The sequence below is a fragment of the Bradyrhizobium sp. LCT2 genome, assembly GCF_009931255.1.
Classification (GTDB): Bacteria; Pseudomonadota; Alphaproteobacteria; order Rhizobiales; family Xanthobacteraceae; genus Bradyrhizobium; species Bradyrhizobium diazoefficiens.
In genome coordinates this window covers 6521414-6534946 of the sequence record NZ_CP034432.1, presented here as the reverse complement: position 1 = coordinate 6534946, position 13533 = coordinate 6521414, and the positions used below count along the sequence as shown (strand labels likewise).

Sequence of the window (13533 nt, the reverse complement as noted above, 5' to 3'; positions counted from 1 at the left end):
TTAGCTCGATTCTCGTGCGCTCGCCACCGCCAGATCATGGCACGAAGCTTGCTTTTGTAAAATACGAAGCATGCTTCGTAATTCGAGGGCGGGGCAACCGCCCGTACGAAATCAAGGAGAGCGCCGTGCCTTCTACTGCCAGCTCCGTCACTGCCAGCTTCGACCTTCTGCTGCGAGGCGGTCGCGTGATCTGCCCGGCCTCGGGCGTGGACGGCATCAGGGATGTTGCGATCCGCAACGGCAAGATCGCGGCGGTCGCGCCGGACATCCTGCCGACCAGCGCGAAGGAAGTGGTCGACGTCACGGGCAAGTTGGTGCTGCCCGGCCTGATCGATACCCATGCGCATGTCTATCAATATGTCTCCGGCCGCTTCGGCATGAACCCCGACATGGTCGGCGTGCAGTCGGGCGTGACGACGTTGGTCGATCAGGGCGGCCCGTCCTGCATGACGCTGCCCGGCTTTCGTCATTTCATCGCCGAGCCCTCGGCCTCGCGCGTCTACGCCTTCTTGTCGGCCTATCTCGTCGGCGGACTGGAAGGACATTATTATCCGCAGCTCTATAGCCCCGACGGCGTCGACATCGATGCGACCGTCAAGGCGGCGACGGCCAATCTCGACATCGTGCGCGGCATCAAGGCCCATGCCGAGATCGGCGGCTTCGCGCGCTGGGGCATCCGCGTCATCGAGATGGCGGCGGAGATCGGCAAGCGCGCCGACCTGCCGGTCTATGTGCATTTCGGCCAGCTCTGGGGCCTGCCCGAAAGCGGCGCCAACGGCGAAGATGCCGACACCATCCTCACCCGCGTGATCCCGCTGCTCCGCGAGGGCGACGTTCTCGCCCATCCGTTCACGCGCCACCCCGGCGGCTTCGTCAACCGCGAGGGCGAGGTGCATCCGGTGATCCAGGCGGCGCTCGATCGCGGCCTGAAGGTCGATGTCGGCCACGGCAGCCATTTCTCGTACCGGCTTGCGAAGAAGGCGATCGCCGCCGGCATCATTCCGACCACGCTCGGCGCCGACATCCACGGCTACAACACCCATGTGCCCGCGCCGGCCGGAACGCCCGACGAGCACGAGGACGAGGAGAACCATCCCTTCGCGGGGCAGGCCAAGTTCAGCCTGGTCCAGGCGATGAGCTCGATGATGGCGCTCGGCCTGTCGCTCGAGCAGGTGGTGCCGATGGTCACCTCCAATCCGGCCAAAATGCTCGGCCGCAGCGCGGAGATCGGCGCGCTCAAGGTCGGCATGGATGCCGACGTCTCCGTGCTCTCGGAGAAGAAGGGGCGCTTCATCCTCAAGGACAACGAGAAGAACGAGGTGATCGCCGAGCGCCTGCTTCAGCCGGCCTTCTGCCTGCGTGCCGGCGCGCGCTTCGACGCGGTCGCCCCGATCCTGCCGCAGGCCGTCGCGGCGTAAGGCCAGGCGGTGAAGGAGAACGCGGAGTTGCGCAACGAGCGAGAGTTTCCTTCTGGAAGGTCCGGGCAGGGCGTCGGCGCACGGCTGCCGCGGAAGGAGGACGACCGCCTGATGCGCGGCCGCGGCCAGTTCGTCGCGGACATCAGGCTCGCCGGCCTTCAGGACGTTGCCTTCGTGCGCAGCCCGCTCGCGCACGCGCGCATCCGCGGCATCCACGTGCCCGAAAATTATCGCGGCAGTGTGTTCACGGCGGCGGATCTCGTCGGCATCAAGCCGATCCGCGCGGTCTCGGGGCTGCCGGGGTTCAAGATCTCGGAGCAGCCGGTGCTGGCCACCGGCAAGGTGCGCCAGGTCGGCGAGCTCGTCGCCATGTGTCTCGCGCCGACGCGGGCCGAGGCCGAGGACATCGCGGCCTCCGTGACGCTCGATCTGGAAGAGCTGCCCGCGGTCTATGACATGCTGAAGGCGCGCGAGCCGGGCTCGGCGCTGGTGCACGAGCATTGGGGCGACAACGTCTTCCTGGAGACCAATTACGAGGTCGACATCTCCGCCGCGCTCGATGCGCCTATCAAGGTGACGCGCGAGATCTCGACCGCGCGGCAATGCATGTCGCCGCTGGAAGGCCGCGGCGTGGTCGCGACCTTCGACCGCCGGCTCGACCAGCTCACGCTGCATTCGGCGGCTCAGATGCCGCACATCACGCGCAGCGGCCTTGCCGAATGCCTCGGCATGGAAGAGGGCCAGATCCGTGTCATCTCGCCCGATGTCGGCGGCGGCTTCGGCCACAAGGGCATCCTGCTGCCTGAAGAGGTCTGCCTGTCCTGGCTGACGATGCGCTGCGGCCATCCCGTGCGCTGGACCGAGGACCGCCGCGAGCATCTCGTCGCCAGCTCCAATTGCCGCGAGCATCATTACAAGATCACGGTCTATGCTAACAGCGACGGGACCTTGCGCGGCATCGATTGCGAGGCGACGGTCGATTCCGGCGCCTACTCGTCCTATCCGTTCTCCGCCTGTCTCGAGGCCGCGCAGGTCGCGAGTATCCTGCCCGGTCCGTACAAGATGCCGGCCTATCGCTGCCGCACCTTTTCGGTTGCCACCAACAAATGTCCGATCCTGCCCTACCGGGGCGTCGCGCGCACCGGCGTCTGCTTTGCGCTGGAATTGATGCTCGACCTCGTCGCGGTGGAGGCCGGGCTCGAGCCCGGCGAGGTGCGACTGCGCAATCTGGTGCGCCCCGAACAGATGCCGTTCGACAACATCACCAGGAAGCATTTTGACAGCGGCGATTATCCGGAAGCGATGCGCCGCGCGCTCGCCGCGATCGATGTCGACGCCATTCGCGCGAAGCAAAAGCAGGGCGCAGCGGACGGCCGCCGCATCGGCGTCGGCGTCTCCATCTATTGCGAGCAGGCGGCGCACGGCACCTCGGTCTATTCCGGCTGGGGCATCCCGATGGTGCCGGGCCACGAGCAGGCATCGGCACGGCTGACGCCGGATGGCGGTCTCGAGCTGCGTGTCGGCGTGCATTCGCATGGGCAGGGCATGGAGACGACGCTCGCCCAGGTCGCGCATGAAATGCTGGGAATAGACGTCGCAAAGATCCGCATCATCCTCGGCGACACCGCGATGACGCCCTATTCGACCGGCACCTGGGGCTCGCGCTCGATGGTGATGGCGGGCGGCGCGGTGGCGACGGCCTGTCGCGAGCTCGGCGAACGTGCAAGGCGCATCGGTGCCAAACTGTTGCAGCATGATCCGGCTTCGGTCGTGTTGCAGAATGGCGAGGTGCGCGGCGTCAATGGCAGCGTCAGCCTGAGGGCGATCGCCCACACCTGGTATCGCCGCCCGCAGGATCTGCCCGCTGACGTCGATCCCGGCGGGCTCGAGGTGACGCAGGGCTACAAGCCAGTGCGCGACAGCGGGACGTTCAGCTACGCCGCGCATGCGGCCGTCGTCGCGGTCGATCCTGATCTCGGCGAGGTGGAAATCCTCGACTACGTGATCGTCGAGGACGGCGGCGTGCTGGTCAATCCGCTGGTGGTCGACGGCCAGATCTATGGCGGCCTCGCCCAGGGAATCGGCACCGCGCTCTACGAGGAGATGCCGTTCGACGCCTCCGGCCAGCCGCTGGCGACGACGCTGGCCGACTATCTGCTTCCCGGCGCGACCGAGGTTCCGGCCGCGCGCCTCGATCATATGGAGACGCCGTCGCCTTATACGCAGTTCGGCGTGAAGGGTATCGGCGAGGGCGGTGCGATTGCGCCGCCGGCCGCGATCGCCAATGCCGTCAACGACGCGCTACGCCCGCTCGGTGTCGAGCTGATGCAGTCGCCGATCACGCCGCATCGCGTCGTCGCGGCTGTGCTGGCCGCTCGCGCGACTGAGAGGAGCGCGGCATGAAACCGGCGCCCTTCGCTTACGAACGCCCGCGCGATCTCAATTCGGCGCTGTCGATGCTGGCAGCGGCAGGCGGATCGGCGAAGATCATCGCCGGCGGCCAGTCGCTCGGGCCCATGCTCAATCTGCGGCTGGTGCAGCCGGAGCTGATCGTCGACATCTCCGGGCTTGCCGAGCTCAAGCGCGCGGAGGTGTCCGGCGGCGAGCTCGTGCTGGGTGCCCTGGTCACCCATGCCGATATCGAGGACGGCCGCACCGCCGACGTGACGCGTGGCGCGATGCGCGGCGTCGCCGCCAACATCGCCTATCGCGCCGTGCGCAACCGCGGCACGATCGGCGGCTCGCTCAGCCATGCCGATCCCGCCGCGGACTGGATTTCGGCGCTCGCGGCCTTGGGTGCGCAGGTGACATTGCGCAGTCTTGCCGGTGCGCGCACGATGGCGATCGAGGCGTTTGTCGTCGGTGCGCTGGAATCGGCGCTGCACGCCGGCGAAATCGTCGAGGCGATTCACGTGCCGGCCCGATCGGCCTCCGCGCATTGGGGCTATGCCAAGAGCTGCCGCAAGACCGGCGAGTTCGCCCATGCGATCGGTGCGGTCTTTGTCGATCCCGCCGCCGCCACCGCCCGCGTCGTGATCGGTGCGATCGATACGGCGCCGATCGTCGTGATCGATGCCGCCGGGTTGTTCGGCGGCCGGATTGCGGCCGACTACAAGCAGCGTTTCGACATCCGCGTCGCCGATGCGCTTCTGATGAAGGCCGGCATCGACGATGCCGCGCAACGCCATATCCATGTCAGCGTGTTGAAGCGCGCCGTGCTGGGGGCCGCTGCATGAATACGATCGCGCTTCATGTCAATCGCCGTGCGGTGGAGCTATCGGCCGAGCCGCGCACCAGCCTTGCCGATTTCGTGCGCGACAAGCTCGACCTGACCGGCACGCATCTCGGCTGCGAGCACGGCGTTTGCGGCGCCTGCACCGTGCTGCTCGACGGCGTGCCGGCGCGCTCCTGCATCACCTATGCGGTGGCCTGCGAGGGCGCCGATATCACCACGATCGAAGGCCTCGACGAGGACGAGGTCACGACCGAGTTGCGCGCCGCCTTCACCCGCGAGCATGCCCTGCAATGCGGCTATTGCACGCCCGGCATGCTGGTCTCGGCGCGCGACCTGGTGTTGCGCCTGCCTGACGCCGACGAGCGGCGCATTCGCGTCGGCCTCAGCGGCAATCTCTGCCGCTGCACCGGCTATGTCGGCATCGTGCGGGCGGTGCAGTCCGTGATCGAGGCGAGGCGTGCGCGCAACATTGCGCCGCAGGCCGGTGGCGGCCGGACCAGTCTCGGCCCCGCCGGATCGGGGCGAGCCGCATCTGGCCAAATCGAGCCGCGGCCTGCGCGGCAAGCGTTGGTCGCGGCATCAGACAGTGTCGTGCCGGGTACCATTCCCGACTTCACCCCAGCGACCGTTCTCGATCAGCGCTTCTCGCTGCCGTATCCACCGGCGAAAGTGTTCGCGATGTTCGATGATATCGCGGGTATTGCAGCCTGCCTTCCCGGCGTATCGCTCGCGGCGCCGCCAAGGCCCGAGCGTGTCGAAGGCGTGATCCGCGTCAGGCTCGGGCCGATCGCGGCAAGCTTCGAGGGGGCCGCGCGCGTCGAACGCGATCCCGCGACGCTCTCCGGCCGCATCGTCGGCATCGGCACCGACCAGCGCAGCCATTCGGCGACGCAAGGCGAAATCCGCTATCGCCTGATCCCGCTCGATGGCGGCGCGGCGACCTCCGTCGACCTGTCGATCGGCTACACGCTCACGGGCATGCTGGCGCAGGTCGGCCGGCCGGGCCTCGTGCACGATCTCGCCAGACGCCTGGTCGCTGAGTTCGCGGGAAATCTCGACCGCCACATGTCGGGCGCGCCGTCGGGGGCGGCGGCCCCGGCGGAGCTCAGCTTCTGGTCGCTTGCATCGGACGTTTTGCGTGCTCGGCTCGCGCGCATGTTTGGCCGCGTCTTCACTGGAAAAGGTGGCGCGGAATGATCGGCGCGCTCGCGCCGCGGAGTGACGAAGGCTGGACTGCCTAGAGATCAACAGCGTTGGATTTGGAGAGACAACATGAAACGAGCACTCGGACTGGTTCGGACAATCGCGCTGGCGACGGCCTTGTTCGGCGGCGCGGCAGGGGCGCAGACCATCAAGATCGGCGTCAACGAGCCTCTTACCGGCGCCTTCGCGGCCTCCGGCACCTACGTCGTCAACGGCGCCAAGATCGCCGCCGACGAGATCAACGCCAAGGGCGGCATTTTGGGCAAGAAGATCGAACTGGTGATCGAGGACAACAAGAGCAACCCGACGGAAGCCGCCGCCGTCGCGGAGAAGCTCATCACCAGCGACAAGGTGCCGGTCCTGATGGGCGCCTGGGGCTCGAGCCTGACGCTCGCGGTGATGCCGAAGCTGATGGAATACGAGACGCCGATGGTGGTGGAGACCTCGTCCTCGGGCAAGATCACGACGACCGGAAATCCCTTCATCTTCCGCATCTCGCCGCCCTCGGCGGTCGAGGCCGCGGCGTTCAAGGGCATCGTCGACAAGCTCGCCCTGAAGAAGGTCGACTTCCTCGTCATCAACAATGACTGGGGCCGCGGCACCGCCGAGGACTTCAGCAAGATGATGAAGGACAAGGGCATCAGCATCGGCCTCGTCGAGACGATGGACCAGGGCGCGCAGGACATGAGCGCGCAGCTGTCCAAAATCAAGAGCTCGGAGTCCGAGACGGTCATCGTCACGACCGCCGTCGACCAGTTGACGCTGATCTTCAAGCAAGCTGCTGCGCTGGGCCTGAAGAAGCGCATCATCACCACCGGCGGCTCACAGAACCCCGACCAGATCATCGCCCAGGCAGGAGCCGCCGCCAACGGAACCATGCATCTGACGACCTTCCTGCCGTGGTTCCCGGACAAGACGCCGAACCCCGAGGCAACCAACTACTTCATCACGGAATGGAAGAAGCGCGGCTTCGAGTTCGCCGGCTGCACCGAAAGCTTCCGCGGCTATGACGGCATCCGTACCGCGGCGGCCGCGATCGAGAAGGCCGGCAAGGCCGAGCCGGCTGCGATCAAGGCGGCGCTCTGGGATATCAACATCAAGGGGCTGAACGGCGACATCGTGTTCCGCAAGTCCGGCCCCGAGGGCAAGGAGAGCGGGCAGAGCCAGCCGAACGTCTATCTCATCGAGATCAACGACGGCAAGGTCGGGATGAAGACGCTCTAACGCGTTTCTTCGCGGGCGAGGGCGGCGCACCGCCGCTCTCGCCGCATTGCGGGTCATACGGAAACGGCTTTGAGCGAGTTTCTCCAGCATCTGGTCAACATGCTTGTGCTCGGCGGCACCTATGCGCTGCTCGGGATCGGGCTGACCTTGATCTTCGGCATCATGAACGTCGTGAATTTCACGCACGGCGTGCTCTACACGTTCGGCGCCTACATCATGTTTATCGTGGTGCAGCAGCTCGGGCTGAACTTCTTCCTTGCGCTGCCCGTCGCCGTGCTGGCCGGATGGCTGTTGGGGGCGGCTATCGAGCTGACATTGCTGCGGCCCCTGCGCGGCTCCGACATCGACACCACGATGCTGGTCATGATCGGCGCCTGGATCGCGATGCAGTCGGGCACGCTGTGGATCTGGGGCGGGGTCGCCAAATCGGTGGCGACGCCGTTTCCCGAGGCGCCCCTGGTGCTCGGACCTGTCTCCGTGTCCTGGCTGCGGCTGTTCGTGCTTGCCGCCGCGGCACTGCTGATCCTGGTGACGTATCTCCTGATCAACAGGACGAGCCTCGGCCGCGCGATGCGGGCGACGTTCCAGGACCACGACACGGCCTCGCTGATGGGCGTCAATGTCGACATGATCTACACCTCGACCTTCGCGATCGGCTCCAGCCTTGCCGCCGCGGCGGGGGCTCTGCTCGGCCCGGTCTACGTGATCTTCCCGCAAATGGGGGATCTTGCCGCCGTCAAGGCCTTCGCCATCGTCATCCTCGGCGGTCTCGGCAACATCACGGGTGCGGTGATCGGCGGCTTCATCCTGGCGCTCGCCGAGGAGCTCGGCGCGGGCTACGTCTCATCAGGCTATCGCGACGCGATGGGCTTCGTGATCATCATCGCGGTTCTCATCTTCAAGCCGACCGGCCTGTTCGCGCGCGCGGAGCGCGTCGGATGAGAATAGCCCTCACCATTCTCGCCGTCGCGGCCCTTGCCTCGGTGCCGCTCTGGCTGCGCGATCCCTATCTCCTCAACGCGCTGATCACGACCGGAATCTTCGTCATCGGCGCGATGAGCCTCAATCTCCTGCTCGGCTTCACCGGGCAGCTCAGCCTCGGCCACATCGCCTTCTTCGGCATCGGCGCCTATGTCAGCGCGCTGACATCGCTCGGTTTCGACATCGGGCTGCCCGGAGACCTGCGCCTTGTTCACACGCCGTGGCCGCCCATTGTGGGCTTCGTGCTCGCGATCCTCATCGCCGGGCTGTGCGGTTATTTCGTCGGGCTGCTCTCGTTCCGCGTTCGCGGCGCCTATTTCGTCATTGTCACGATCTCCTTCGCCGAAGTCGTCCGGCTGGTCGCGTTGAACTGGGTCGAACTGACGCAAGGCCCGCTGGCGCTGACCAATATTCCCTCCATCGCACTGCCGTTGCCCGGCTTCGGTGAGCTGACGCTGCGCACCAAGATGCAGAACTACTACCTGGTGCTGGTGGTGGCGGTGATCGCCTATCTCCTAATCGCGCGTCTCGTTCATTCCCATTTCGGCCGCGCGATGCGCGGATTGATGGAGAATGAGACGCTCGCGGTCTCCGTCGGTATCGACGTGACGAAGACGCTGACGCTGGCGGCGGTGATTTCCGCCGCGATCGCTGGCGCCGCCGGCAGCCTCTATGCGCACTATATCCGGATCATCGATCCGGAAGTGTTTGCCTTCATCAACACCGTCACCATGGTGATCATGGTCATCAGCGGCGGCAAGGGCTCGCTGGCGGGGCCCATCGTCGGCGGCCTGATCTTCGGGCTGCTGCCGGTCGCGCTGCGTCCGGTGATGGCGCCGGAGGCGCAGTGGATCGCCTATGGCGGCGTGCTGATCGCCATCCTGTTCGTGCTGCCGCGCGGCATCGTGCCCTCGCTCGCGCAGCGATTTCGCCGGAGACGGAGCGGCACGACGGCACTAGCGCCGGTGGCCCTCGCCGAGACAGCTGTCAAGGAGCGGGCGTGATGACGGCACGCAGCGTTGCCATGACGATCGAGCAGGTCGCTGTCCGTTTCGGCGGGCTCGTCGCGATCTCCGACATGAGTTTCACCGTGGGCGAGGGCGAGATCGTCAGCCTGATCGGACCGAACGGCGCCGGCAAGACCACGGCCTTCAACGTCATGACCGGTTTCCTGACGCCGAGCGCAGGCCGTGTCACCTATCAGGGCACGACGCTTACCGGATTGAAGCCGCACGAGATCGCCGATCTCGGCCTGATCCGCACCTTCCAGCGCACCAGTGTGTTTCCCAATGACACGGTCTACGACAATCTCCTGATCGGCCTGCATCGTCAGGGCCGGGTCCGGCTGCTCGACGCCATCCTCGGGCTGCCGGGCGCGCGCGCCTCGGAGCGCAGGCTGCGGCAGCGGGCAAGCGAGCTGATCGAATGGGTCGGTCTCGAACGCCGTGCCCACGATGCGGCCGGCTCGCTCTCCTACGGCGAGCAGCGCCTCGTCGGCGTTGCGCTGGCGCTCGCGGCGGAACCCTCGATGCTGCTGCTCGACGAACCCGTCTCGGGCATGAATGCCTCGGAAACCCACCGGTTCGTCGAGCTCATTCGCGACATCCGCGGTCGCGGCATCACGATCCTTCTGGTCGAGCACGACATGCCGATGGTGATGACCGTCTCGGACCGCATCGTGGTGCTCAACTACGGCCGCATCATCGCCGAGGGGACGCCGGACGTGATCCGCAACGATCCCGCCGTGATCGAGGCCTATCTCGGGCATGGAGCGGCGCGTGCTTGAGATCCGCGACATGGTGTGCGGCTATGGCGGCGTCACCGCGCTGCGCGGCATTTCGCTCGACGTGAAGGCCGGGCAACTGGTGGCGCTGATCGGGGCCAACGGCGCCGGCAAGAGCACGACGCTGCGCGCGATTTCCGGCCTCGTGCCGCCGCGCGCAGGCCAAATGCGGTTCGAGGGCATCGACATCACCGGGGCAAGGCCGCCGCGCGTGCTGGCGAGCGGGATCGCGCATTGTCCGGAAGGGCGGCGCGTGTTTCCGCACATGAGCGTCGAGGAAAACCTCGACATGGGGGCTTACCTCCGTCGCGGTTCAGGCGAGATCGCAGCCGATCGCGATCGCATCTATACGGAATTTCCGCGGCTCGCCGAGCGGCGCCGGCAGGCGGCGGGCACGCTGTCCGGTGGCGAGCAGCAGATGCTCGCGATCGGGCGTGCGCTGATGTCGCGGCCGCGGCTGATCATGTTCGACGAGCCTTCGCTCGGCCTTGCCCCCAACATCGTCGAGCGCACCTTTGCGATCATCCGCGGCATTCGCGATGCCGGCACCACGGTACTGCTGGTTGAGCAGAACGCGTTCGCCGCGCTCGAGATGTGCGACCACGCCTATCTGCTCGAGAACGGCCGCATCGTGTTGTCCGGCGCCGGCACGGAGCTGATCGAGAACGAGCATGTGCGGAAGGCCTATCTCGGTGGATGACGAGGCTGTCCGTTCGGGCGAACCGGCGTGGATTCCGGTCTGTGACCTCAGCCGGCTGAAGGCAGAGACGATCGTCCGCGTTGCCGGGCGCGATATGCTTGTGATCTGGAGCGAGGGCGATGTCGTCGCGTGCGACCGTGCCTGCCCCCACGAACAGGCCGATCTTGGTCTTGGACAGGTGACAGCGGGGCGGCTGCAGTGCCCGCGCCATGCCGCATCATTCGATTTGCGCGACGGGGCGATTACAGCGGGCTGGCCAAGTCCGCCATTGCGGCTCTATCCGGTCAAGGTCACGGGAGAGCAAATCTGGGTTGAAGAGCCTGAGCGGCGATCGGGGCGATGATGGCATCATGCCCCTGTTTTGCCCGACGAGTCAAAACGATCCGCGTCGTAGATTTTGCCTTTGGAAACAACGGCGTTCTACTGTGCATCGGGTTGTTTTCGCGTTTTTAGTCCAGCAACCGGCGTGCAGCCTCCACCAGAGCGCCGTCCGGCCGACGCAGCGCCTCGAGGATGGTGAAATGGTCGGCGCCTGCGACCGGAATGAGCTTGCCGGGCGCCTGCGCGGCCGCTCGCTTCTCATGAAGGTTGATTGAATCCAGCACCAGGGCGGGGAGTTCGTTGCTGCCATAGGCGATGTCGAGCCGCTTCTGTGTCACGGGCAGGCGAAGCGGCGAGAGCTTGGCGATTTCTTCGTCCGTCAGCTTCAGCGCGCTGTTGAGGCCGGTATCGCGGATCGGCGCCAGATCGTAGACGCCTGATATCGCAAGCCCCGCATGGACGCGCGGATGGTCCAGCGCCATCGCCACGAGATGGGCGCCGGCGGACCAGCCCGACAGCACGACCGGCCCGCCGATGCCATAGGATGCGCCATGCGCGGCGAGCCAGTCGAGCGCGCGCGGGATTTCGGCGACGATGTCGGTGAGGGACACCTCGGGCGCCAGCGAATAGCCGGGAATCGCAACCGCCCAGCCATGTGCGGCAACGCCTTCGACCAGCATGGCGAAAAGCTCGCGCGAATTGCGCTGCCAATAGCCGCCGTGCACGAACACCAGGCAGGGCGCATCGGGCTTTGCGGCGGGGTAAAGATCGAGCTTGTTGTTCGCCCGCTCGCCGTAAGGCAAATCGAGATGGGACTTCAGCGTACCGCGCAGCCGGCTGGAAGCTTTGTTGCGCTCCTCGATCAGGGCAGGGCTGTTCTTGACCGCCGCATTGTTGTCATAGGCGGCGCTGCGTTCCGCCTGGGACAGTTCGGCCCATTTGCTGCGGGGATCGAACGGCCGATGTGTCGAGCTTGTGTTGTTGACCATGGAGTCTCCGAGCGGCCGGTCGTGGCAATGACCGGCGTCGCTCGCTCCTGTCTGCCACGAATCCCGATAGAATTGCAGATCGCTCGCGCTCAGACGAGGGATGCGCCGTTCGCGGAACTTGTTTCAGCAGGCGGTGGATGGACGGGTCCGCGGCGGCAAAACCGCCAATGGGAATTGGCGCGCAAAGGCGCTCGTCTTCGGCTGAACACGCGATCCGTCGATCACCTCCAGCCGGCCGCAGCGGTTCAGGGTGTGCAGCTTTCGGCCGGGCCATGCGGGTCCCGGCTTCAGAGAGTGGCGGACGATCTGCTTGAATGTCGTGGGCGACAGTTCGATGACCTCCGCCAGGGCGAGCGCCGCGCCGTATCCGTCGGCGCAATTCTGGACCGGCCGCCACAGTCTTTCGTTGATGGTGACGAAATTCCCGGCCGGTCGCGCACTGGCACGATCGATCAGGACCGGGTTGCTGGCATGAGGCAGCCAGGGGCCGAGCAGGTGGTCGGCGTAGTAGATCGCAAGCGAATCCGAATAGCCGCCGGCTCCGTCGCGCCAGGCGCCAAACAGGTAGTTCAGGCCGTTGTGCCGTGTGATCGTCGCGTCGGCGAGCTCCAGGCCCGAAAGCAGCGTCGCATGCCGCTCCCATTGGTCCGGAAACCGAACGCATTTGTAGAGGGCGACGTCCCCGTTGATCGAGCTCTCCGGGATCATCCACAACTCGCCGTCGTCCTCGATCAGGAACGGATAGGACAGGTGCCAGGGCTCTTCCAGCACGGGCATGACGTCGCCGACTGGCCCGGTGTCACCGAACTCGATCGCTGAAATGATTCCCTTGCCGACCCGGTGATCGAGATCTTCAAAAAAGACGAACGTTCGTCCACGCCAGGTGACGGGAAAGGGATCGGCGTAGAAGTGGTTTCCGGGATCTCCCAGAACGTTCCAGCGGGGCCCGGAGAGATCTCCGGTCTGCCAGACGCCTGCGCCGTCATTGAAGCGCCATCCGATATGCCAATGCGGGGCGTAGCAGCAGAGGCGATAGATCTCCTTGGCGATCGAGACGGCAAGGCCGCGCGCGACGTAGCCGACAGGTCCACGTCGGTTCATGGCGCCGGCGGGACGCGACAGTTGTGGCAGAATGCGCGGCCGTCCCGACAGGATTGCCGCCACCATGGTCAGGGTTCGCGCCATGACCGTTTCGAGCGCGCCGCTCAGGCCGGCTGCAGTTTCTCCCGACGGGTGGCCGCGATCGAGGACGGCGCCGTCGATCTCGTTGACGATGTCGATCACCGGCATGTCGCCGGCAAGAATGGCGGCGAGCGCGGCGTTTTCTCCTGCAGTTCCGTTGAACAGCGGGCGCAGATACAGCGAAGCCGAGCAGTCCCGATCGCGCGCGCCGCCTGTGAAATCGACGATCACGTCGGCCGTGCCGGTGCGAGCCTGCGTCCGCTCGGGAATGATCTTCAGCCCGTCGGCACCGCCGGGTTTGCCCTTGTGCAACACCATGCGTTCGAGCGCGAACAGCGCGTCGAGACCCGCAGGCCGTGACTCCGCCGTCGCCGTCCAGGCGATCTGGACCGGAACGTCCCGCCCGTCGATCGACAGCGTCTCGCGGTGCATCCACCGCCGCGCATGCTCACGTTCACAGCGAAACTCGATGATCATGTCGAGCCAATCTATTCCAG

At 66.1% G+C, this 13533-nt stretch carries 12 protein-coding genes; 10 read left to right on the top strand and 2 right to left on the bottom strand.

Annotated features, from left to right (window positions below):
• Nucleotides 1-125: 125 nt before the first annotated feature.
• The 10 genes from EI171_RS31245 (at nucleotide 126) to EI171_RS31200 (ending at nucleotide 10887) form a co-directional block, all read left to right on the top strand.
• A complete protein-coding gene (locus EI171_RS31245; protein WP_161535603.1) occupies nucleotides 126-1418 on the top strand; it encodes an amidohydrolase/deacetylase family metallohydrolase in 1293 nt (430 codons plus the stop codon).
• 9 nt (nucleotides 1419-1427) lie between these two features.
• On the top strand, nucleotides 1428-3821 hold the full coding sequence (locus EI171_RS31240; RefSeq protein ID WP_161535602.1) for a xanthine dehydrogenase family protein molybdopterin-binding subunit: 2394 nt from the start codon (nucleotides 1428-1430) through the stop codon (nucleotides 3819-3821).
• On the top strand, nucleotides 3818-4654 hold the full coding sequence (locus tag EI171_RS31235; protein ID WP_161535601.1) for a xanthine dehydrogenase family protein subunit M: 837 nt from the start codon (nucleotides 3818-3820) through the stop codon (nucleotides 4652-4654). The genes EI171_RS31240 and EI171_RS31235 overlap by 4 nt, the downstream gene beginning before the upstream one ends.
• Nucleotides 4651-5850 (top strand): 2Fe-2S iron-sulfur cluster-binding protein, encoded by a 1200-nt coding sequence (locus tag EI171_RS31230; protein ID WP_161535600.1) that lies wholly within the window; start codon nucleotides 4651-4653, stop codon nucleotides 5848-5850. The genes EI171_RS31235 and EI171_RS31230 overlap by 4 nt, the downstream gene beginning before the upstream one ends.
• Nucleotides 5851-5925: 75 nt before the next feature.
• Nucleotides 5926-7080 (top strand): ABC transporter substrate-binding protein, encoded by a 1155-nt coding sequence (locus EI171_RS31225; RefSeq protein WP_202633033.1) that lies wholly within the window; start codon nucleotides 5926-5928, stop codon nucleotides 7078-7080.
• A 69-nt stretch (nucleotides 7081-7149) separates the two neighbouring features.
• Complete coding sequence (locus EI171_RS31220; protein ID WP_028172054.1) at nucleotides 7150-8022, top strand: branched-chain amino acid ABC transporter permease; 873 nt, start codon at nucleotides 7150-7152, stop codon at nucleotides 8020-8022.
• Complete coding sequence (locus EI171_RS31215; RefSeq protein WP_161535598.1) at nucleotides 8019-9065, top strand: branched-chain amino acid ABC transporter permease; 1047 nt, start codon at nucleotides 8019-8021, stop codon at nucleotides 9063-9065. Before EI171_RS31220 ends, EI171_RS31215 begins: the two co-directional genes overlap by 4 nt.
• Nucleotides 9065-9847 (top strand): ABC transporter ATP-binding protein, encoded by a 783-nt coding sequence (locus tag EI171_RS31210; RefSeq protein ID WP_161535597.1) that lies wholly within the window; start codon nucleotides 9065-9067, stop codon nucleotides 9845-9847. The genes EI171_RS31215 and EI171_RS31210 overlap by 1 nt, the downstream gene beginning before the upstream one ends.
• Nucleotides 9840-10544 carry an ABC transporter ATP-binding protein gene (locus EI171_RS31205; protein ID WP_028172051.1) on the top strand — a complete coding sequence of 235 codons (705 nt, stop codon included), beginning with the start codon at nucleotides 9840-9842 and terminating at the stop codon, nucleotides 10542-10544. The genes EI171_RS31210 and EI171_RS31205 overlap by 8 nt, the downstream gene beginning before the upstream one ends.
• The gene (locus tag EI171_RS31200; RefSeq protein WP_246740310.1) at nucleotides 10537-10887 is read left to right on the top strand and encodes a Rieske (2Fe-2S) protein; all 351 of its coding nucleotides are present in this window, start codon (nucleotides 10537-10539) and stop codon (nucleotides 10885-10887) included. The genes EI171_RS31205 and EI171_RS31200 overlap by 8 nt, the downstream gene beginning before the upstream one ends.
• Nucleotides 10888-10993: 106 nt before the next feature.
• Here the strand turns inward: EI171_RS31200 and EI171_RS31195 are convergent, their stop codons facing one another.
• Nucleotides 10994-11854 (bottom strand): alpha/beta hydrolase, encoded by an 861-nt coding sequence (locus EI171_RS31195; RefSeq protein WP_161535595.1) that lies wholly within the window; start codon nucleotides 11852-11854, stop codon nucleotides 10994-10996.
• Between the two features lie 123 nt (nucleotides 11855-11977).
• On the bottom strand, nucleotides 11978-13513 hold the full coding sequence (locus EI171_RS31190; protein ID WP_161535594.1) for a hypothetical protein: 1536 nt from the start codon (nucleotides 13511-13513) through the stop codon (nucleotides 11978-11980).
• Nucleotides 13514-13533 lie beyond the last annotated feature (20 nt).

Excerpts from the sequence above, each read along its gene's own strand:
- EI171_RS31235 (WP_161535601.1), top strand. The coding sequence starts at position 3,818 with ATGAAACCGGCGCCCTTCGCTTACGAACGCCCGCGCGATCTCAATTCG.
- EI171_RS31230 (WP_161535600.1), top strand. The coding sequence starts at position 4,651 with ATGAATACGATCGCGCTTCATGTCAATCGCCGTGCGGTGGAGCTATCG.
- EI171_RS31225 (WP_202633033.1), top strand. The coding sequence starts at position 5,926 with ATGAAACGAGCACTCGGACTGGTTCGGACAATCGCGCTGGCGACGGCC.
- EI171_RS31215 (WP_161535598.1), top strand. The coding sequence starts at position 8,019 with ATGAGAATAGCCCTCACCATTCTCGCCGTCGCGGCCCTTGCCTCGGTG.
- EI171_RS31210 (WP_161535597.1), top strand. The coding sequence starts at position 9,065 with ATGACGGCACGCAGCGTTGCCATGACGATCGAGCAGGTCGCTGTCCGT.
- EI171_RS31195 (WP_161535595.1), bottom strand. The coding sequence starts at position 11,854 with ATGGTCAACAACACAAGCTCGACACATCGGCCGTTCGATCCCCGCAGC.
- EI171_RS31190 (WP_161535594.1), bottom strand. The coding sequence starts at position 13,513 with ATGATCATCGAGTTTCGCTGTGAACGTGAGCATGCGCGGCGGTGGATG.